Raw genomic sequence first — 19,300 nt, 5'->3', positions numbered from 1 at the left:
CAGTTTGCGGCCATTCTTCACATTTTCACCATAGTGACGGCGTATCGACAGAGACACGACATTCGCCGGGCCTACGATCCGATGTGATGAGCGCCTTCCCGAGCGTGCCGCGCGCCCTCACGCGTGCGTCGACGAGACACCGCCTGCTCGCCCTGACGGCCGCCTGGCTGCTCAGCCGCGCGCTGATGCTGTGGCTGCTCGCCCACAACACGCTGCGCCTGCTGGGCCACGGCGCCGTGGCGCGCGAGGTGTGGAAGCTGTACGGGCACTGGTACCTGGTCCTCTCCCGCGGCGCCTTCCCGGCGCACGACACGCTGTGGCAGTACCCGCCCGGCGCCGGCCCGGTGCTGCTGTCGCCGGCGCTGCTGCCGGGGCTGACGTACTTCCAGGCGTTCGTCGCGCTCACCCTCGCGTCGGACGCGCTGATCACGCTGGCGCTGGCCCGCGCGGGCGGCCGCCCCGGCCGCAGTCTGCGCGGCGCCGTCTACTGGACGCTGGGCCTGCCGCTGCTGCTGCACGTCCCGCTCGCCCGCTACGACGTCCAGGTCACCGCCCTGGCCGTGCTCGCCCTGCTGGCGCTGCCCCGTTTCCCGCGCGTCTGCGGGGCGCTGGCCGCGCTGGGCGCCCTGGCGAAGGTGTGGCCGGCCCTGGTGCTCGTCGGCGTCCCCCGGGGCGGCCCCACCCGCTCGGCGTGGACGTGGGCGGCCCTCGCGGGCGCCGCGGCCGGGGCGGTGCTCATGGGCGCGTTCCGCAACCCGCTGGCCTTCGTCCGCCAGCAGGGCGGCCGGGGCGTGCAGATCGAGTCGTTCGGCGGCACGGCGCTGGCCTGGGCGACGCACGCGGGGTGGCCCGGCAAGGTGCGCTACCAGTACGGGGCCCTTGAGTTCACCGGCCCGCACGTGACCGCGGTGGCGCGCCTCGCGCTGGTCCTGTCCGCCGCGGCCTTCGGCCTGCTTCTGCTGTGGCGGGTGCGGGCCCGGCGGTGGACGCCCGCGACGCCGTACGACGCGGCGCTGTGCGCGGCGCTGCTGTTCACCGTGACCAGCAGGGTGATCAGCCCGCAGTACATGATCTGGCTGCTCGGGCTGGGCGCGGTGTGCCTGACCTCCCGGCACACCGTGCAGGGCCCGGTGGCCAGGCTGGTCGCGCTGGCGAGCGCGGTCAGCGTGATCGCCTACCCCACGCTCTACGGTCAGGTGGCGGGCTGCACGTGGACCGGCTGCGTGCTGATGCTGGTGCGCAACGGCCTGCTGGGCGCCGCCGCGGTACTCTCGTTCGCCCGGCTGTGGCGCTCTACGAAATCAGCGGCGTCCGCGAGGCAACCCGAGCCGGACCCGCACCGTCTTCAGCGAGGGACGCTCAGTCCCTCGTGACGGGAGAAGCCGTCCGTACCCACGATTCCCGTACCTACGATTCCCGCCCGTGGACCCCATGCACCCACACCAGCCCCACCACCCCCGCAGTCCGCACGCCGGCGCCGTGAGCGTCGTGGTGATCGGCTACGAAGACGCCGATCACGTCGCCGACGCGGTGCGCTCCGCGCTCGCGCAGGGGCCGGCCGTCCGCGAGGTCGTCGCCGTCGACGACTGCTCGGCGGACGGCACGCCCGAGCTGCTGGGCCGGCTCGCCGCGGCGGACTCCCGCGTGCGGATGATCCGGCGCGAGACGAACAGCGGCGGCTGCGGCACCCCGCGCAACGACGGCATTGACGCGGTGACCTCGCCGTACGTGATGTTCCTCGACAGCGACGACGTGCTGCCGCCCGGCGCTGTGGACGCGCTGCTGGGGGCCGCCGAGCGGGAGCGCGCCGAGGTCGCGGCGGGCCTGTGCGTGCGCCGCGAGCTGCCCTCCGGGCACGACGTGCCCTGGCAGGAGGAGCTGTACGCGCGCGCCGCCGTGGTCGGGCAGTCCGTCCGGCTGCGGGAGCTGGTGCACGACACCCTCTGCGTCAACAAGCTCTATCGCGTCGACTTCCTGCGCGAGCACGCCATCCGGTTCCCCGAGGGCCGCTTCCCGTACGAGGACATCGTGTTCAGCGCGCGGCTGCTGGCCGCCGAGCCGCGCATGGCGCTCGTCCCGGACCGGGTCTACGTCTGGCATGTGCGGCGCTCCGCCGAGCGGCTGTCGATCTCGCTGGACCGCGCGCACGTCGACAACTGGCGTGCGCGCACCGCGGCGAACCGGCAGGCGTACGAGATCCTGCTGGGCGCCGGGCGCAAGGAGCTGGCGCGGGCGGCGCGGGCCAAGTTCCTCGACCACGAGCTGCGGATGTACGCGCGCGAGCTGGCGCTGCGGGACGCGGAGTACCGCAGCGCGTGGTGGGCGCACACGCGCGAGTTCCTCGGCGAGTACGACGCCTCGGACTGGGCCGTCAACCCGACGGCGCCCGGAACGCTTCTCGCGCGGGTGATTCTCGCCTCGCCCCGCCCGCGCGACCTGTCCCGGCTGCGGGAGCTGGCCGCCCGCCCGGCCCGGCTGTGCCCGCCCTACGCACGCGGCGGCGACGGCGCCCCCGTCTGGGCGGAGGACCTGCCCGAGGTCGCCCTGGAGCCGTACGCGTCCTCGGCGGCGCACCTGCTGCCCCTCGCCGTGGACGCGGTGCTGCGCCCGCGCGCGGGGGCGAGCGTGCTGCGGCTGCGCCTGCACGAGATGTACGGCCGGGTAGCCGAAGCGGGCCCGCGGACGCTGGAGGCGGAGTGGCGCCACCGGGAGGGCGCCAGGCCCGCCCGGCGCATCACCGTGCCCCTCACCCCGGACGCGGACGGCGGCTGGTCGGCGACCACGCCCGTGAAACTGGCGGCGCTCGGCGCGGGCGTCTGGGACCTGTGGCTGCGGGTGCGCTTCGCCGACGGCACGGTGCGCGAGACGACGGCCCGCGCGCACCCGGGCGCGGGTCCGCTGCGCCGCACCGCCGTGCCGAGCCTGCGCTCCGGAGTCCTGCTCGCCCAGCCCTACGCCACGCACTCCAGCGCCCTGGCGCTGCGCCTGGCGACCGGTGCGAGCGGCGCCGTGTCCGTCCTGCGCGGCCGGATGCGCCGCCTGCTGCGCTGACGCGGGACCCGGACCGCTCCGGGCCCGCACCCGCACCCGGTCATACGCCCGGCCGCCGGGGCCCCACGCGAGTGGCTTGGCGCGCAGGCCCGGCGCGGGGCGTGCGCGCCGAAGCGGCTTCAGCCCGCTCGTCCCGGGGCACGGCGGCCGAAGCGTCCTCAGCCCGCTCGCCCCGCGCGAGGCGGCCGTGGCGTCGCCGGGCCGCTCCTCCGAAAGCGGGGCGGCCGTAGCCTGCCGTCCCGCGCCCCGGTCGCCGTCACAGCGCCTTGAGGGCGCCTGCCGTGCCGCGGGCCAGGGCGTCCAGGTAGCCCTTGGGGAGCTTGGGGGCGCGGATGACCACCGCGCGCCAGTACAGCGGGCCCGAGATCAGGTCCAGGGCCAGTTCGCGGTCGAGGCCGGGGCGGATCTCGCCGCGGTTCTCGGCGGCGGCGAGGATGCTGCTGGCGACGCTCTCCTGGCCGTCGCGCAGCGCCCGGTGCATGGCCTCGGCGATGTCGGGGTTGCGGGCCGCCTCGGCCTGGAGGTCCGGGATGACCTGCGAGGCCACCGGGTGGCGCAGCGCGCGGGAGGTCACCCCGTACAGCAGCCGCAGGTCGCCCTCCAGGGAGCCGCTGTCGGGCGCGGGCAGGCCTTGGACCGCGAGCGCGGAGACGAGATCGAGCACCAGGTGCAGCTTGGAGCGCCAGCGGCGGTACACCGCCGTCTTGCCGACGCCCGCGCGCCGCGCGATGCCCTCGATGGACATCCGCGCGTAGCCGACGGACGCGAGTTCCGCGAAGACGGCGGCCTGGATGGCCTCCGTCACGTCCTCGCGGAGTACCGCCGCGCCCGCTGGGGCGCGGCGCGGACGCGTCTGGGCCTCGCCGGCGTTCGTCGTCATGCCGACCAGCATAGGGCGTGACGACGATACGGTTGCGTCCCGACGTCACTTGGGCCTAGTCTCACGTGGCGACGATACGGTCCCGTCCCGACGTGAGAGATCGTGAAGAGAATCGCCAGGAAACGGGTGACGGACGCGGAAGCGGATGTCCGCACCTCCCCACCCCCGACGAAAGCAGCGGATGTGAGCCAGGTCCTCCACACACCGCCCCCCACCCCGGCGCAGCCCGAAGACGACCTCTCGGCGCTCGCCGCCCGGCACGGCCTGACCGTCAGCGGCGCCCGCCCGTCCCTGCCGGACTACGTCCGCCAGCTCTGGGCGCGGCGCCACTTCATCACCGCCTTCGCCACCGCCAAGCTGACCGCACAGTACAGCCAGGCGAAGCTGGGCCAGGTGTGGCAGGTGGCCACACCGCTGCTGAACGCGGCGGTCTACTACTTCATCTTCGGCGTGCTGCTCGGCACCAAGCACGGCGTGGCGGACTACATCCCGTTCCTGGTCACCGGCGTGTTCGTGTGGACGTTCACGCAGAACTCGATCATGGCGGGCACCCGGGCCATCTCCGGCAACCTGGGCCTGGTGCGGGCGCTGCACTTCCCGCGCGCCGCGCTGCCGGTCTCCTTCGCCCTCCAGCAGCTCCAGCAGCTCCTGTTCTCGATGGCCGCCCTGATCGTCATCCTGTTCTGCTTCGGCGTGCCGATCGGCCTGTCCTGGCTGCTGACGATCCCCGTGCTGCTCCTCCAGTCCGTCTTCAACGCCGGCGTCTCCATGATCATGGCCCGGATGGGCGCCAAGACGCCGGACATCGCGCAGCTCATGCCGTTCATCCTGCGTACCTGGATGTACGTCTCGGGCGTCATGTTCAGCATCGACAAGACGCTCAAGAACACGACGCTGCCGCACACGGTGCAGGTGCTGCTGGAGGCCAACCCGGCCGCCGTCTACATCGACCTGATGCGCTTCGCCCTGATCGACAGCTTCCACGCCAAGATGCTCCCGCACCACGTGTGGGCCTTCGCGCTGGGCTGGGCGCTGCTCGCCGGGGTCGGCGGCTTCATCTACTTCTGGAAGGCTGAGGAGAGGTACGGCCGTGGCTGAGCACAGCACCGAGCAGATCCCCACCGTCGTCGCCGACGGCGTCGACATCGTCTACCGGGTGTACGGCACCGGCGCGGGACGCGGTTCCGCGACCGCCGCCCTGAACCGCATGCTGCGCCCCAAGACGGCCGAGAAGGCCGCGGGCGTGCGCAAGGTGCACGCGGTGAAGAACGTGTCGTTCGTCGCCTACAAGGGCGAGGCCGTCGGCCTGATCGGCACCAACGGCTCCGGCAAGTCCACGCTGCTCAAGGCGGTGGCGGGCCTGTTGCCGGTGGAGAACGGCAAGATCTACACCGACGGCCAGCCCTCCCTGCTCGGCGTCAACGCGGCGCTGATGAACGACCTGACCGGCGAGCGCAACGTGCACCTCGGCGGCCTCGCCATGGGCATGTCCCGGGAGCAGGTCAGGGAGCGCTACGACGGCATCGTCGACTTCTCCGGCATCAACGACAAGGGCGACTTCATCTCCCTGCCGATGCGCACTTACTCCTCCGGCATGGCGGCCCGGCTGCGGTTCTCCATCGCCGCCGCCAAGGACCACGACGTGCTGCTCATCGACGAGGCGCTGGCCACCGGCGACCGCGCCTTCCAGAAGCGCTCCGAGCAGCGCATCCGCGAGCTGCGCCAGCACGCGGGCACGGTGTTCCTGGTCAGCCACAACAACAACTCCATCCGCGACACCTGCGAGCGCGTGCTGTGGCTGGAGCGCGGCGTGCTGCGCATGGACGGCCCCACCGAAGAGGTCCTGGAGGCCTACGAGTCCTTCACCGGGGGCAAGTCCTAGCCCCGGACTCCACAGCCCGGACTCCACAGCCCGGACTCCACACTCCGGACTCCGAGACCCGGACTTCGATCCCGAAGCCCGGACTCTGGAACCCGAAGCCCGGACTCCGAAGCCGGAGTCCGGGTCCCGGACCCGATGCCCTGACCGGGGCCGCCGCAGGCCCCGGTCAGGGCATCACCGCGTACAGAACCTGGTGGTCCGGCCCGTGGGACACCGGGCGCAGGCGCGGGCCCTGTTCCGGCCCGGCGGCGGCGTCCAGCACCCAGCGCACGCCGTACCGGCGCAGGATGTCCCGCCGGACGCCCGGCGGGGTGCGGCGCGTGTAGTAGAGCTTCACCGCGCGCTCGCGGCGGGACTCGTCCGGCAGGAAGAACTGCGGATAGCCCGCGGCCACGGTGTACGGGCCGTACGCCGGGATCATCCGCGACGGCTCGTCCCGGGCCATCACGACGTCCCCGTACCGCACGTGCGCGGTGATCCACTGGTAGCCCGCCCACGCGGGCGTGGCGCGGGCGGCGACCGGGGCGGGCAGCGCGGCCCGGCCCACGACGTAGCCGAGCACGCCCGACTGGGCCCAGGCGCCTGCCGCGAGCGCCGCGGCCAGCGCCCAGGCCCAGCGGACGCGCATCGCGCGCGTGGCCGGCCCCACCGGCGCCAGCGCGGCGGCGAGCTGGGCCGGGATCAGCGCGGCGGGCAGCGCGCGGCCCCAGGAGTAGTGACCGCTGGCGAAGCCCGCCGCGCACACCAGCGCCCCCAGCGCGAAGAAGACCGCCAGCGGGTCCCGGTGGTCGCGCCGCCACCGCGGGACCAGCGCGGCCACGCCGAGCAGCGCCAGCCAGTAGCGGCCGGCGAAGTGCTCGTAGAGCGCCCGGTGCACGCTCTCCAGGTCGCCGCCGGCCGAGAACAGCGCGAAGAAGTCGTAGTACGGCCACAGCCACAGCACCAGCAGCCCCGCCGCCGCCCCGGCCGCGAGCCTCGCCGGCAGCGGCGGGGCGGGCCGGGCCGCGATCACGGTGGCCAGCGCGCCGAGCGTGGCGACGACGCCGGTGAACTGGTGGCAGAGCAGGATCAGCGCCCACAGCAGCCCTAGCCCGACCCACACCCCCCAGCCCGACGGCTCGCGCAGCGCCCGGCTGAGCCGCGCCCAGCAGTGGAAGGCGAGGCCGAGGGCGAACGCGCTCGGATACGCCACCGTCAGCGCCAGGGAGTTGAGGGAGGGGAAGCCGCTCCAGTTGATCAGGACGGTCCCCCACAGCAGGACCAGGCTCAGGACAGCCAGGGCGGGCGCCGCCCGGTGCGCGCTCAGCGTCCGCACGTACCGCCGCACGCCCGTGGCCAGCAGCGTCAGCGAGACGAGCGCGGCCAGCCGCAGGACCACGAACACCGACCAGCCGCTCAGCCGCGCGACCGCGCCCAGCAGCACCGTCCAGGGCGAGTAGTACGGGCTCGGGGTGTCGGCGTCCACGAGCGGGTTGCCGGGGTGCGTCAGGTCGCGGCGCAGGCGCTGGAGGGTGGCGGCGTGCATGCCGAGGTCGCCGGCCCAGGGCAGCCGCACGATGACGAGGAGCAGCAGGACCAGGACGAGCGCGGCGGCGGCCCAGGGGACGACGCGGCGCTTCGCGGCGGCCGGCGGCCGCGGGGCGGCTCGGCCGGCGGGGCGCGCCTCAGACGGCGCGACGCGCATCGCGCAGCGGGACCAAGGGGTGGGAAGTCACGCGTGTCACTGTATCTAAATCATCTGAATTAGGTGCAAAAAGGGAAATTCGGCATGCCGTGGGATCCGGTCGACGACGACGGAGACGGCGGCGCCCCGATCCGACCCGACCCGGCCCGACCGGAGAGGCACGGGTGCGGACGCCCGCGGGCAGCCGCAGCATACGAGGGCGCGAGGAGCCGCGGGGGTAAGGAGGGGTGCGGAAAACGGTGCGAGAGCGCCCCGGGCCTGTACGGCCCGGGGCGCTCTCGTCGCGGGTGCTCCCCGCGGTCGCCACGCGTGCGTCGACGCGTCCTTACGCGTGCGTACGCAGCAGGGTGCGCATCGTCCGCATGGCCACCGACAGGTTGGCCAGGTCGAACGCGTCCGACCCGCGGATCTCCTCCAGGGTGGCGCGGGCCCGCGACAGGATCGGCGCGATCTTCTGCTCCCACACCTCGAACCGCTGCTGCGGCGTGGCGCCGCCGTCGCCCGCGGCCAGCACGTCCGCGGTCAGCGCCGCGTGCGCCGCGAACAGGTCCTCACGGATCGCCGCACGGGCCATGGACTGCCAGCGGTCGGCCCGCGGCAGCTCGCTGATGCGGTCCATGAGCTGGGTGATGCTCAGCCGGTCGGCGAGGTCGTAGTACACCTCGGCGACCTCCATCGGGTCCTTGCCCATGCGGTCGGCCACCGAGACGATGTCCAGCGCCGGGAAGGCGGAGGAGAACCCGGCCACCCGCGTGGCCGCCTCGTCCGGGACGCCCGCCGCGGACAGCTCGTCGTAGACCCGCTGGTACCAGTCCAGGTCGGCGCCGCGCAGCAGCTTGGGCAGCTCGGCCCACACCTGCTCCACCCGCTCGGCGAAGAACTCCACCGTCTCGCCCAGTTCCAGCGGCTGCGGCCGGTTGTTCAGCAGCCAGCGCGTGCCGCGCTCGACCAGGCGGCGCGAGTGCAGCCGGATACGGGTCTGGACGTCTGCCTCGACCCTGTTGTCCAGCTCCTCCACCGCGTCCCACACCGGCGCGGAGCGGAAGATCGCGCGGGCCGCGGTCTGCGCCCGGACGATCTCCTCCAGGGACGCCCCGGTCTCCTCGCGCAGCCGGTGCAGATAGGTCGTCCCGCCGGTGTTCACCGTGTCGTTGACCAGGACGGTCGTGGTGATCTCGCGCTGGAGCGGGTGGCCGTCGATCTCCGTGCCGAACCGCTCGCGCAACTGGGTGGGGAAGTAGGCGTGCAGCAGCGTGCGCAGGTAGGGGTCGTCCGGCAGGGAGGTGTGCAGCAGCTCCTCGGCGACCGTGATCTTCGTGTACGCCAGCAGGACTGCCGTCTCCGGACCGGTCAGGCCGAGCCCGGCGGCGAGCCGCTCGCGGATCTGGCGGTCGGTGGGCAGGAACTCCAGCGCCCGGTCGAGGTGGCCCTCGCGCACCAGGTGCTTCATGAAGCGCTGCTGGGCGTTGAGCATGTCGCTGGACTGGGCGAGCGCGTTGGCGATGGCCGTGTTCTGCGCGTAGTTGTTGCGCAGCACCAGCGAGCCGACCTCGTCGGTCATCTCGGCGAGCAGCTTGTTGCGCTGCTTGACGGTCATGTCGCCGTCCGTCACCAGGCCGTTGAGCAGGATCTTGATGTTCACCTCGTGGTCGGAGGTGTCCACGCCCGCGCTGTTGTCGATGGCGTCGGTGTTGACCTTGCCGCCGCTGTGCGCGAACTCGATCCGGCCGAGCTGGGTGCTGCCCAGGTTGCCGCCCTCGCCGACCACGGCGACCCGCAGGTCGCTGCCGTCCACCCGGATGGCGTCGTTGGCCTTGTCGCCGACGTCCGCATGGGACTCCGTCGACGCCTTGACGTACGTCCCGATGCCGCCGTTCCACAGCAGGTCCACCGGGGCCTTCAGGATCGCCCGCATCAGGTCGGCCGGAGTCATCTTGGCGACGCCGGGCTCGATGCCCAGGGCCTGACGGATGTGCGCGTTGACCGGGATGGACTTCAGGCTGCGCGGGAAGACCCCGCCGCCCGGCGACAGCAGCGCGGTGTCGTAGTCGGCCCAGCTCGAGCGCGGCAGGTCGAACAGGCGGCGGCGCTCGGCGTAGCCGGCGGCCGCGTCCGGCGTGGGGTCGACGAAGATGTGCCGGTGGTCGAAGGCGGCGACCAGGCGGATGTGCTCGCTCAGCAGCATGCCGTTGCCGAACACGTCGCCGGACATGTCGCCGATGCCGACGACCGTGAAGTCCTGCGACTGGGTGTCCACGCCCAGCTCCTGGAAGTGCCGCTTGACCGACTCCCAGGCGCCGCGGGCGGTGATGCCCATGCCCTTGTGGTCGTATCCCGCGGAGCCGCCGGAGGCGAAGGCGTCGCCCAGCCAGAAGTCGTAGGACCCGGCGACCTCGTTGGCGATGTCGGAGAACGTCGCCGTGCCCTTGTCGGCGGCGACCACCAGGTAGGTGTCGTCGCCGTCGTGGCGGACCACGTCCCGCGGCGGCACGACCTCGCCGGCGATCATGTTGTCGGTGATGTCGAGCAGCGCCGAGATGAAGGTGCGGTAGCTGGCGACGCCCTCCGCCAGCCAGGCGTCGCGGTCCGCCGCCGGGTCGGGCAACTGCTTGGCGACGAAGCCGCCCTTGGCGCCCACCGGCACGATCACGGTGTTCTTCACCATCTGCGCCTTGACCAGGCCCAGGATCTCGGTGCGGAAGTCCTCGCGCCGGTCGGACCAGCGCAGACCGCCGCGGGCGACCTTGCCGAAGCGCAGGTGCACGCCCTCCACCCGCGGCGAGTACACCCAGATCTCGTACGCCGGGCGCGGCGCCGGCAGGTCCGGGATCGCCCGCGGGTCGAACTTCATGGACACGTAGTCGTGCGGGGCGTCGTCCTGCGCGGTCTGGAAGAAGTTGGTGCGCAGGGTCGCCTTGATGACGGTGAGGAAGGACCGCAGGATGCGGTCCTCGTCGAGCGAGGCCACCTGGTCCAGCGCCGCGTCCACCTCTTCGAGCAGGGCGTCCACCAGTTCGTGCCCGGCGCGCTGACGCTCCGGCGACATCCGCGCCTCGAACAGGGAGACGAGCAGGCGGGTGGTGTGGACGTTGTCGCGGAGGGTGTCCTCCATGTAGTCCTGGCTGAAGGTGGAGCCCGCCTGACGCAGGTACTTGGCGTAGGCGCGCAGCACCATCGCCTGGCGCCAGCCCAGCCCGGCGCTCAGCACCAGCGCGTTGAACCCGTCGTTCTCCGCCTTGCCGGTCCAGGCGGCGGCGAAGGCGTCCTGGAACCGCTCACGGGCGTCGTCGCCGAGGTAGTCGCCGCCGGTGGTCGCGGCGGGCACGCGCAGACCGAAGTCGTAGATCCACGCCGTGGAGCGGTCCGCGCAGCGCAGCTCGTAGGGCCGCTCGTCGGTGACCTCCACGCCGAGCCGGCTGAGCACCGGCAGGACCTGCGAGAGGGAGACCGAGCCACCCTTCTGGTAGATCTTGAAGCGGCGCTCCTCGGGACCGGCGGCCACCGGCTCGTACAGGCTCAGCGCGAACTTCTTGTGCCGGCCGAGCTGCTCCAGGTTGACCAGGTCGGCGACCGCCGCGCGGGGGGTGTGGTCGGCCTTGTAGCCCTCGGGGAAGGCGCTGCCGTAGCGGCGCAGCAGCTCGGCGGCGCGCTCCTCGCCGAGTTCGGCGGTCAGCGCCTCGGAGAAGGCGTCGGTCCAGGACCGGGCGGCCTCCGCCAGCCGGGCCTCGATGCGCTCCCGGTCGCCGTCCGACAGCGCCGACAGCTCGGTGCCCTGCGGGACGCGCACCACGAAGTGCAGCCGGGAGAGAATCGACTCGGTGTTCCAGGCCGTGAAGTCGACGCTGGTGCCGCCCAGTTCCTCCTTCAGGATGTCGATGATCCGCAGCCGCACGCCCGTGGTGTAGCGGTCGCGCGGGAGGTAGACGAGCGCCGAGTAGTAGCGCCCGTACTCGTCCTGACGCAGGTACAGCCGCAGCCGGCGGCGCTCCTGGAGGTACATCACGGAGGTGACGGTCGTCTGGAGCTCCGCGGCCGAGGTCTGGAACAGCTCGTCGCGCGGGTAGGTCTCCATGATCTGGAGCAGGTCGCGCCCGTCGTGGCTGTGCGGCGAGAACCCGGCGCGCTCCAGGACCTCCTCGACCTTGCGCCGGACCACCGGCACCCGGCGCACGGACTCGGTGTAGGCGGCCGAGGAGAACAGGCCGAGGAAGCGGCGCTCGCCGACCACCTCGCCGTTCTCGCCGAACTTCTTGACGCCGATGTAGTCCAGGTACGACGGCCGGTGCACGGTGGCCCGGCTGTTGGCCTTGGTCAGGACGAGCAGCTTGTGCTCGCGGGCCTTGGCGCGGGCGTCGGCGGGCAGCCGCTCGAAGGACGGGCTGACCGGGTGGCCGTCCTCGCCGCCGTGCGGCGGGTCCGCGCGCAGTATGCCCAGCCCGGTGCCGGGCACCGCGGCCAGCGAGTCGTCCTCGAGCAGCCGGTACTCGCGGTAGCCGAGGAAGGTGAAGTGGTCGTCGGTCAGCCAGCGCAGCAGCTCGCGGGCCTCGTCGACCTGCGGGCCGGGCAGATCGGCGGGGACGGGCTCGTCGCCGAGGGCGTCGGCGACCCGCGCCGCCGTGTCGCGCATCTTCTCCCAGTCCTCGACGGCCTCGCGGACGTCGGAGAGCACGCGCAGCAGGTCGGCGGCGATCTGCTTGAGGTCGGCGCGGTCGGTCTCGCGGTCGATCTCGACGTGGATCCAGGACTCGACGTGCGCGTCGTGCGGGAGCTGCTCGTCTGCCGGGACGCCCGGCAGAACCTCCAGCAGCTTGCCGGTGAGGTCGCGGCGCACCGCGAACTGCGGGTGGACGACGACGTGGATGCCGCGTCCCTGCCGGGTCAGCTCGTTGGTGACCGAGTCGACGAGGAAGGGCATGTCGTCGGTGACGACCTCGACCACGGAGTGGCTGGAGGTCCAGCCGTTCTCCTCGACGGTCGGGGTGTGCACGCGCACGTTGGCCGTGCCCTGGGGGCGGTTCTCGGCCAGCCGGTGGTGGGAGAAGGCAGTGCCGAAGACGTCGACCGGGTCGCGGTTGACCAGGTCCTCGGGTGCCGTGTGCAGGTAGTAGCGCTGGAGGAACGAGTGCGCGGAGTCCCGGTCCGGGGCGCCCTCGTCCGTCGTCCCGGCCGGAAGCTGGCCCCCGGACGGACTGTTCTCAGCTACCCGAGCGGCCCGTTCGAGCAGCTCGGCCTTGGCTTCGTCCAGCTTGGTCTGCATTGTCCTCTGGCTCCTGTCGCGCGCCGTTGCGTGACGTTGAAGGAAGTACGGTCTCGTCCCTCTCGGCGACACGCGTCGGCCCGGGGTGTCCGGTCCATTCCGACGCTATGCCCCGAGGTGTGACGAGCGGGGGGAAATCGGCCATCTGGGACGCGCCCGAGGGGTGTGACACTTCTCTCGGCCGCGCCGCCGCCCGGGGATGACACAGGGGCCCGGGGGGCCCGGAAGGCTCGTCCCCGCCCGCGAGGACCAGCGGCCGCCGCCCGGTCACGGGTGTCTCCCGTGCGCTCCGGGCGCAGAGCAGAGGCGACGGCGCCCCCGCGAGCTATCGCGCTGATCACGCCACCAGGCTATCGCCCTTCACGGGTAACCCGTCATGAGCCGTATGCGTACAAATCCGGGGGTGGAACTTTGACGTTTCGCACAGGAGCGGGGGCGGCGCGGGCGGCGTATGCGGGCGCCGCGGGGCGCGTATCCGGCGGCGCGCCTCCTGTGGGTCGGCGGGGTGCGCCTCTTGCGGGTCGACCGGGCGCGCTTCTTGCGGGCGGCCGGGCGCGCTTCTTGCGGGTCGGCCGGGCGCGCTTCTTGCGGGTCGGCCGGGGTGCGATCCCGGGTCCCGGCGGTTCAGGCCGGATGCGCCTCGGGTGCCGGCCGCTTCACGCCGGGTGCGCACAGGGGTCCGGCCGCTTCACGCTGGGTGCATCTGGGGGCCCGGCGGTTTCGCGGCGAGCGCGCCCCAAGTCCCGGCCGCCGCGCGCCGGGCGCACACCGGGGTCCGGTGGTTTCGCGGCGGGTGCGCCTGGGGGCCTGGGGGTACGTGCCGTCGGACGCCGGGTGCGGGCCCGGCTGTTTCACACCGCGAGGCGGTGGGCCTCCTCGACGGCCTCCTGGAGCGTGTCCACCACCGGGGCCCCCGCGCCCTCCAGGCTGGCCCGGCCGTGCGAGCCGCCGGTGTACAGCACCGCCCGCGCCCCCGCGTGCCGCGCGGCCAGCGCGTCGTCGGCGGCGTCCCCGATCACCACCGTGCGCGCCGGGTTCACCAGCTCGCCGAGCGCGCCGAGGTGCCGCACCATGTGCTCCGCCTTGCTGCCGCCGGACGGTCCGGTGCGCCCGTCGATCCGCAGGAACCAGGGCTCGATGCCGAACCCCTGCACCAGCGGCACGAGATCCTCATGCCCGTACATGCTCAGGATCGACTGGCTGTGCCCGGCCGACGTCCACTGCGTGAGCAGGTCCACGGCGCCCTCGGCGAGCCCGCAGCGCAGCCGGTGGTCGGCGTAGTACCGGTGGAAGACGCCGTCCATCAGCTCCCACTCGTCCGGCGTGGGCAGCCGCCCCATCAGCCGCTCGTAGAACTTCGGCACCGGCACGCAGTACAGCGCGCGGTAGCTCTCCAGCGTGATCGGTGCCAGGCCCAGCTCGGCGAAGGCCGCGTTCGTCGCTCCGACGATCGCGTCGTTGTCGTGGAACAGCGTGCCGTTCCAGTCCCAGACGATGTGCGCACCCGACTGCTTCCCCATGCCCGAGACCGTACCCGCGGCCACTGACACTCAGCTACGGCCGCCGTCGCCGACCAGGTTCGGCACCTCCTGGGTGGCGAACCACAGCAGCTCGTGGTCGTCGGTCGCGTCCACGAGGGCCTGCGCGTCGTCCTCCCCCGCGTCCGCAGCGTTCCGTGAGTCCCCCGGGTCCGCAGCGTCTTCGGCGTCTGCCGTCGCCAGCGCGCCCGCCGCCGCGGCCACGTCCGCCTCCGCCTCGTCCGCGTCTACGTGCACCGCGGCCGCCTTGGCCAGGGCCACCGGTCCGGCCGTCCAGACCTCGCCTAGCGCAGCGGGATCGCCCTCGCGGTCGGCGTCGGCGCTCACCGCGTCGTCGGGGACGTCCACGGCGACGACCACGCGGCGGCGCGGCGCGCCGGGGTCGGCGGCCAGCAGCCGCAGCGAGGCCAGCGCGGCCCGGTTCAGCGCGGCGTACTCCAGTTCCTCGAGGTCGTCGGTGAGGCACCAGGCGCGCAGGGCGGGCGTGACCGCGTAGACGGCGAGCCGCTCCGCCCCCAGCGTCCCCGTCCGGTGCGCGGCGGCCAGGCCGGGAAGGGTGAGGGGGACGTAGACGCGCATGGCTGGCCGCTTTCGTGGTCGGGAGGGCTTCGCGGGCGCCGGAAGGCGGGGTGAGGGGCCGTCCGTGCGGCCTTCAGGATACGTGCGGGGTCCCCTTTCGTGTCCCCGGCGCCGCCCCTCGCCGCGTCCACTCGGCGCCTCGCGTCTCACCCGGTGCGCCCCATTTCCCGCACGGCTTTCACGGGCCGCCGTCACTCGGATAAGTGAATCCCGTGGCCGCCCCGACCCGGACGGCGTCTTCCTTGCCCGCGCCGAAGCCGGTCCCGTACAAGATCCCTGCGCGAGGTTACCGCTCGGTAGTGCATCCCCTCGCCCTCACGACGACATCGCAGAACGGGGACTGATGAACAAGGTCATGACCAGGGCACAGCGCCGTCCGGCCAGCCGCCCGCCGAACCGTCGCGACGCGGTCCGCCCCAGCGGCGCCCCGCCGCGCACCCCGGGCGGAAGCCCCGCCCGCACCGCGGGCGGCGCCCGGCCGCCGGGGACCCCGCGCGGCGGCGCCGCGTCCGGCGCCGGCCCGGCCGACAACCGCCCACCGGCCTCCCCCGGCCACGTCCGCACGTCCGCCCCCGCGCCGACCCCGTCCGCCGGAGCCGCCGGGGGCCTCACGGGCGTCGGAGGGGCTACGCCTCTCCGCACCACGAGGGGCGCCGCGGGGCTCACGGGTACAGGAACCGTCACGGGGCTCACCGCTACGGGAAGCGCGAGCCGCACGGCCCCTGGGGGCATCCCAAGCCGGACGGCCCCCGGGAGCACTCCGAGCCGCACGGCTTCTGGGGGCACTCCAAGCCATACGACAGCCGGAAGCACCCCGAGCCACACAGCCCCCGGGAGCACCCCAAGCCGCACGACAGCCGGAAGCACCCCGAGCCACACGACCCCCGGAAGCGCATCGAGCCACGCGACCGCCGAGGACACCGCGGACCTCGCCGCCGCCCGAGGCGCCTTCGCTCATTCGACCACCGACGTCTTCGCCGAGCGGCTGCTGGCCGTGCTCAGCGGGCAGCGGCCGGTCCACTGGATGCTCCGTCACACCGCGGGCCGCGCCTACGACGAACTGGCCTACCTCGCCGAACGCGGCCCGCTGCGCACCCGCGGGGCCCGCCCCGTCGTGCGCGACGTCGGTTACTACGAGGCCCGCCCCGGCGCCGTGGAGGTATTCGCCCGCATCGGCGCCGGCGACCGGCTGCGGGCCCTGGCCTTCCGGCTGGAACGGGGCCGGGACCTGCGCTGGCGCTGCACCGCGGTGGAACTGGGCGGCCCCCGCCGCCCGCACGCGGACTGACCCGGCAGCCCGAAGGGCCGGGCGCCTCGTCGGCCCCGGCCCTTCCCTGCCTGCCCGGCCGCGCTCCCGAAGGAGCGCGTTCCGTCACTTCTTGCGGCGCCGGCCCGTCTTCGCCTGCTTGCGGCGCTCCGCGCGGGTGAGCCCGTCGGACTCGGAGCGGACGGGCTCGTCGTCGCTGGCGAACTCGCCCTCCACGACACCGCCCTCGCCGTCCACCGTCGGCGCGGAGAAGTGCAGGTCACGCCGCTGCGGCGCGTCCAGTCCCTTGGCCCGGATCTCCGGACGCGCGCCCGCCTGGGCCGGGACGGCCTCCTGCGGCGCGGTGTTCAGGGACGGCTCGGCGTCCTGGACCTCAACCTCCTCGACCTGCTGCTCGACCTGGACCTCCAGGTTGAACAGGTAGCCGACGGACTCCTCCTTGATGCCGTCCATCATCGCCGAGAACATGTCGAAGCCCTCGCGCTGGTACTCGACCAGCGGGTCCTTCTGCGCCATCGCGCGCAGGCCGATGCCCTCCTGGAGGTAGTCCATCTCGTAGAGGTGCTCGCGCCACTTGCGGTCCAGGACCGACAGCACGACCCGGCGCTCCAGCTCGCGCATGATCTCGGAGCCGAGCTGCGTCTCGCGCGCCTCGTACTGCTCGTGGACGTCGTCCTTGATGGAGTCGCCGATGAACTCGGCCGTCAGCCCGGCCCGGTCGCCCGCCGCCTCTTCCAGCTCGTCCACGGTGACCTTCACCGGGTAGAGCTGCTTGAAGGCGCCCCACAGGCGGTCGAGGTCCCAGTCCTCCGGGAAGCCCTCGGAGGTCTCCGCCTGGACGTACGCGTCGATGGTGTCGTCCGTGAAGTGCTGCACCTGCTCGTGCAGGTCCTCGCCCTCCAGGACGCGGCGGCGCTCGCCGTAGATGACCTCGCGCTGCCGGTTGAGCACCTCGTCGTACTTCAGGACGTTCTTACGGGTCTCGAAGTTCTGCTGCTCGACCTGCGACTGGGCGGAGGCGATGGCGCGGGTGACCATCTTGTTCTCGATCGGCACGTCGTCCGGGACGTTCGCCATCGACATCACGCGCTCGACCATCTGGGCCTTGAACAGGCGCATCAGGTCGTCGCCGAGGGAGAGGTAGAAGCGGGACTCGCCCGGGTCGCCCTGGCGGCCGGAGCGGCCGCGGAGCTGGTTGTCGATCCGGCGCGACTCGTGCCGCTCGGTGCCGAGGACGTAGAGGCCGCCGAGACTCTCGACCTCGTCCTTCTCCGCCTTGACGGCCTGCTCGGCCTTCTCCATGGCGGCGGGCAGGGCGGCGGCCCACTCCTCGATGTGCTCCTCGGGGTCCAGGCCGCGCTGGCGCAGCTCCGCCTCCGCGAGGTCCTCGGGGTTGCCGCCGAGCTTGATGTCGGTGCCGCGGCCCGCCATGTTCGTCGCCACCGTCACGGCGCCCTTGCGGCCGGCCTGGGCGACGATCGACGCCTCCCGCTCGTGCTGCTTGGCGTTGAGCACCTCGTGCTGGACGCCGCGCTTGCTGAGCTGCTGCGAGAGGTACTCCGACTTCTCGACGGACGTGGTGCCGACCAGGATCGGCTGGCCCTTCTCGTGCTTCTCCGCGATGTCGTCGACGACCGCCTCGAACTTGGCGACCTCGGTGCGGTAGATCAGGTCCGACTGGTCCTTGCGGACCATCGGCCTGTTGGTCGGGATCGGGACCACGCCGAGCTTGTAGATCTGGTGGAACTCGGCGGCCTCGGTCATCGCCGTGCCGGTCATGCCGGAGAGCTTGCCGTACAGGCGGAAGAAGTTCTGCAGGGTGATCGTGGCGAGCGTCTGGTTCTCGTCCTTGATGTCCACCCCTTCCTTCGCCTCGATCGCCTGGTGCATGCCCTCGTTGTAGCGGCGGCCGGCGAGGATGCGGCCGGTGTGCTCGTCGACGATCATGACCTCGCCGTCGATGACGACGTAGTCCTTGTCCTTCTTGAACAGTTCCTTCGCCTTGATGGCGTTGTTCAGGTAGCCGACGAGGGGGGTGTTCACCGACTCGTAGAGGTTGTCGATGCCCAGCCAGTCCTCGACCTTGGCGACGCCGGGCTCGTGGATGGCGACCGTGCGCTTCTTCTCGTCGACGTCGTAGTCGCCGGTCTCCTCGACGCCCTTGAGCGGGTTGCCCGCCTCGCCCTTCTTCAGGCGGACGACCAGCTTGGCGAAGTCGCCGTACCACTTGGTGGCCTGGTCGGCGGGGCCGGAGATGATCAGCGGCGTACGGGCCTCGTCGACCAGGATGGAGTCGACCTCGTCGACGATGGCGAAGTTGTGGCCGCGCTGGACCAGTTCGTCCTGCGCCCAGGCCATGTTGTCGCGGAGGTAGTCGAAGCCGAACTCGTTGTTCGTGCCGTAGGTGATGTCGCAGCCGTACTGCTCGCGGCGCTGGGCCGGCGTCATGTTGGCCAGGATGCAGCCGACGTCCAGGCCCAGGAACTTGTGGACGCGGCCCATCATCTCGGAGTCGCGCTCGGCCAGGTAGTCGTTGACCGTGACGATGTGCACGCCGTCGCCGGACAGCGCGTTCAGGTACGCCGGCAGGGTGCCGACCAGCGTCTTGCCCTCGCCGGTCTTCATCTCGGCGACGAACCCGGCGTGCAGAGCGGCGCCGCCCATGATCTGGACGTCGTAGTGCCGCTGGCCGAGGACGCGCTTGGCCGCCTCGCGCACCGTCGCGAACGCCTCCGGCATCAGGTCGTCCAAGGACTCGCCGTCGGCGTAGCGCTGCTTGTACTCATCGGTAAGGGCCCGCAGCTCGGCGTCGGAGAGGTCGACGAAGTCCTCTTCGATGGAGTTGACCTGGTCCGCGATGCGGTGCAGCTTGCGCAGGATCTTGCCTTCGCCTGCACGCATGATCTTCGAGAGGACGGACACGGGGGTTGGTCTCCTTGCCGGTCGGGCCTGGGACGGTCGGTTTCCAAGTGAATGACTGAGCGACGGCCATCGTATGCGAGGACCCCGCCAGGCCGGGAGGGCCTGCCGTGAGGGCGGCGGTCCACTGTTCGCCGCCTGGTCGCCGCCCTCACATGTGACAACGGCCGGGGGGCGCGGATGGTGCCGCGTTCCGGTGACGAATTGCGCGAAAAGTGACCGGTTCCTCACGCGGCGAAACGC

11 protein-coding genes are annotated in these 19,300 nt (G+C 72.6%); 5 read left to right on the top strand and 6 right to left on the bottom strand.

The window, feature by feature from the left end; all coding sequences use genetic code 11:
• Positions 1 to 86: 86 nt before the first annotated feature.
• Positions 87 to 1,373: a glycosyltransferase 87 family protein gene (locus ABZ861_RS04730; RefSeq protein WP_361623703.1), complete on the top strand. Its 1,287-nt coding sequence runs from the start codon at positions 87 to 89 to the stop codon at positions 1,371 to 1,373.
• A gap of 58 nt (positions 1,374 to 1,431) precedes the next feature.
• Entirely contained in the window at positions 1,432 to 3,051 is a 1,620-nt protein-coding gene (locus tag ABZ861_RS04725; protein ID WP_361624427.1) for a glycosyltransferase family 2 protein, read from the top strand.
• Positions 3,052 to 3,307: 256 nt separating this feature from the next.
• On the opposite strand, the gene ABZ861_RS04720 is transcribed toward ABZ861_RS04725, so the two are convergent.
• Entirely contained in the window at positions 3,308 to 3,943 is a 636-nt protein-coding gene (locus ABZ861_RS04720; protein ID WP_361623700.1) for a TetR/AcrR family transcriptional regulator, read from the bottom strand.
• A gap of 171 nt (positions 3,944 to 4,114) precedes the next feature.
• Here ABZ861_RS04720 and ABZ861_RS04715 point away from each other — a divergent pair, with 171 nt between their 5' ends.
• Together ABZ861_RS04715 and ABZ861_RS04710 are read left to right on the top strand one after the other, a co-directional pair.
• Complete coding sequence (locus ABZ861_RS04715; RefSeq protein ID WP_361623697.1) at positions 4,115 to 5,029, top strand: ABC transporter permease; 915 nt, start codon at positions 4,115 to 4,117, stop codon at positions 5,027 to 5,029.
• Entirely contained in the window at positions 5,022 to 5,813 is a 792-nt protein-coding gene (locus ABZ861_RS04710; protein ID WP_361623694.1) for an ABC transporter ATP-binding protein, read from the top strand. Before ABZ861_RS04715 ends, ABZ861_RS04710 begins: the two co-directional genes overlap by 8 nt.
• A gap of 166 nt (positions 5,814 to 5,979) precedes the next feature.
• Here ABZ861_RS04710 and ABZ861_RS04705 read toward each other — a convergent pair whose 3' ends face one another.
• From ABZ861_RS04705 to ABZ861_RS04690, 4 genes are all read right to left on the bottom strand, one after another.
• Positions 5,980 to 7,497, bottom strand: a complete 1,518-nt coding sequence (locus ABZ861_RS04705; protein ID WP_361623691.1) for a hypothetical protein — start codon at positions 7,495 to 7,497, stop codon at positions 5,980 to 5,982.
• Between the two features lie 325 nt (positions 7,498 to 7,822).
• Positions 7,823 to 12,754 (bottom strand): NAD-glutamate dehydrogenase, encoded by a 4,932-nt coding sequence (locus tag ABZ861_RS04700; protein ID WP_361623688.1) that lies wholly within the window; start codon positions 12,752 to 12,754, stop codon positions 7,823 to 7,825.
• 851 nt (positions 12,755 to 13,605) lie between these two features.
• Positions 13,606 to 14,274, bottom strand: coding sequence for an HAD family hydrolase (locus tag ABZ861_RS04695; RefSeq protein WP_361623685.1), 669 nt, complete (start codon positions 14,272 to 14,274; stop codon positions 13,606 to 13,608).
• Positions 14,275 to 14,304: 30 nt separating this feature from the next.
• Positions 14,305 to 14,871 (bottom strand): hypothetical protein, encoded by a 567-nt coding sequence (locus ABZ861_RS04690; protein WP_361623682.1) that lies wholly within the window; start codon positions 14,869 to 14,871, stop codon positions 14,305 to 14,307.
• On the opposite strand from ABZ861_RS04690, the gene ABZ861_RS04685 reads away from it, so the two are divergent.
• Positions 14,870 to 16,159 carry an Rv3235 family protein gene (locus ABZ861_RS04685; protein ID WP_361623679.1) on the top strand — a complete coding sequence of 430 codons (1,290 nt, stop codon included), beginning with the start codon at positions 14,870 to 14,872 and terminating at the stop codon, positions 16,157 to 16,159. The genes ABZ861_RS04690 and ABZ861_RS04685 overlap by 2 nt on opposite strands.
• A gap of 84 nt (positions 16,160 to 16,243) precedes the next feature.
• Here the strand turns inward: ABZ861_RS04685 and secA are convergent, their stop codons facing one another.
• Entirely contained in the window at positions 16,244 to 19,060 is a 2,817-nt protein-coding gene (gene secA, locus ABZ861_RS04680; protein WP_361623676.1) for a preprotein translocase subunit SecA, read from the bottom strand.
• Positions 19,061 to 19,300: the final 240 nt, after the last annotated feature.

The sequence above is a fragment of the Streptomyces sp. NPDC046985 genome (genome assembly GCF_040644415.1).
Classification (GTDB): Bacteria; Actinomycetota; Actinomycetes; order Streptomycetales; family Streptomycetaceae; genus Streptomyces.
This window is presented reverse-complemented; position numbering and strand designations above follow the sequence as displayed.

Excerpts from the sequence above, each read along its gene's own strand:
- ABZ861_RS04690 (WP_361623682.1), bottom strand. The coding sequence starts at position 14,871 with ATGCGCGTCTACGTCCCCCTCACCCTTCCCGGCCTGGCCGCCGCGCAC.
- ABZ861_RS04695 (WP_361623685.1), bottom strand. The coding sequence starts at position 14,274 with ATGGGGAAGCAGTCGGGTGCGCACATCGTCTGGGACTGGAACGGCACG.
- ABZ861_RS04730 (WP_361623703.1), top strand. The coding sequence starts at position 87 with ATGAGCGCCTTCCCGAGCGTGCCGCGCGCCCTCACGCGTGCGTCGACG.
- ABZ861_RS04705 (WP_361623691.1), bottom strand. The coding sequence starts at position 7,497 with ATGCGCGTCGCGCCGTCTGAGGCGCGCCCCGCCGGCCGAGCCGCCCCG.
- ABZ861_RS04725 (WP_361624427.1), top strand. The coding sequence starts at position 1,432 with ATGCACCCACACCAGCCCCACCACCCCCGCAGTCCGCACGCCGGCGCC.
- ABZ861_RS04700 (WP_361623688.1), bottom strand. The coding sequence starts at position 12,754 with ATGCAGACCAAGCTGGACGAAGCCAAGGCCGAGCTGCTCGAACGGGCC.
- ABZ861_RS04685 (WP_361623679.1), top strand. The coding sequence starts at position 14,870 with ATGGCTGGCCGCTTTCGTGGTCGGGAGGGCTTCGCGGGCGCCGGAAGG.
- ABZ861_RS04720 (WP_361623700.1), bottom strand. The coding sequence starts at position 3,943 with ATGCTGGTCGGCATGACGACGAACGCCGGCGAGGCCCAGACGCGTCCG.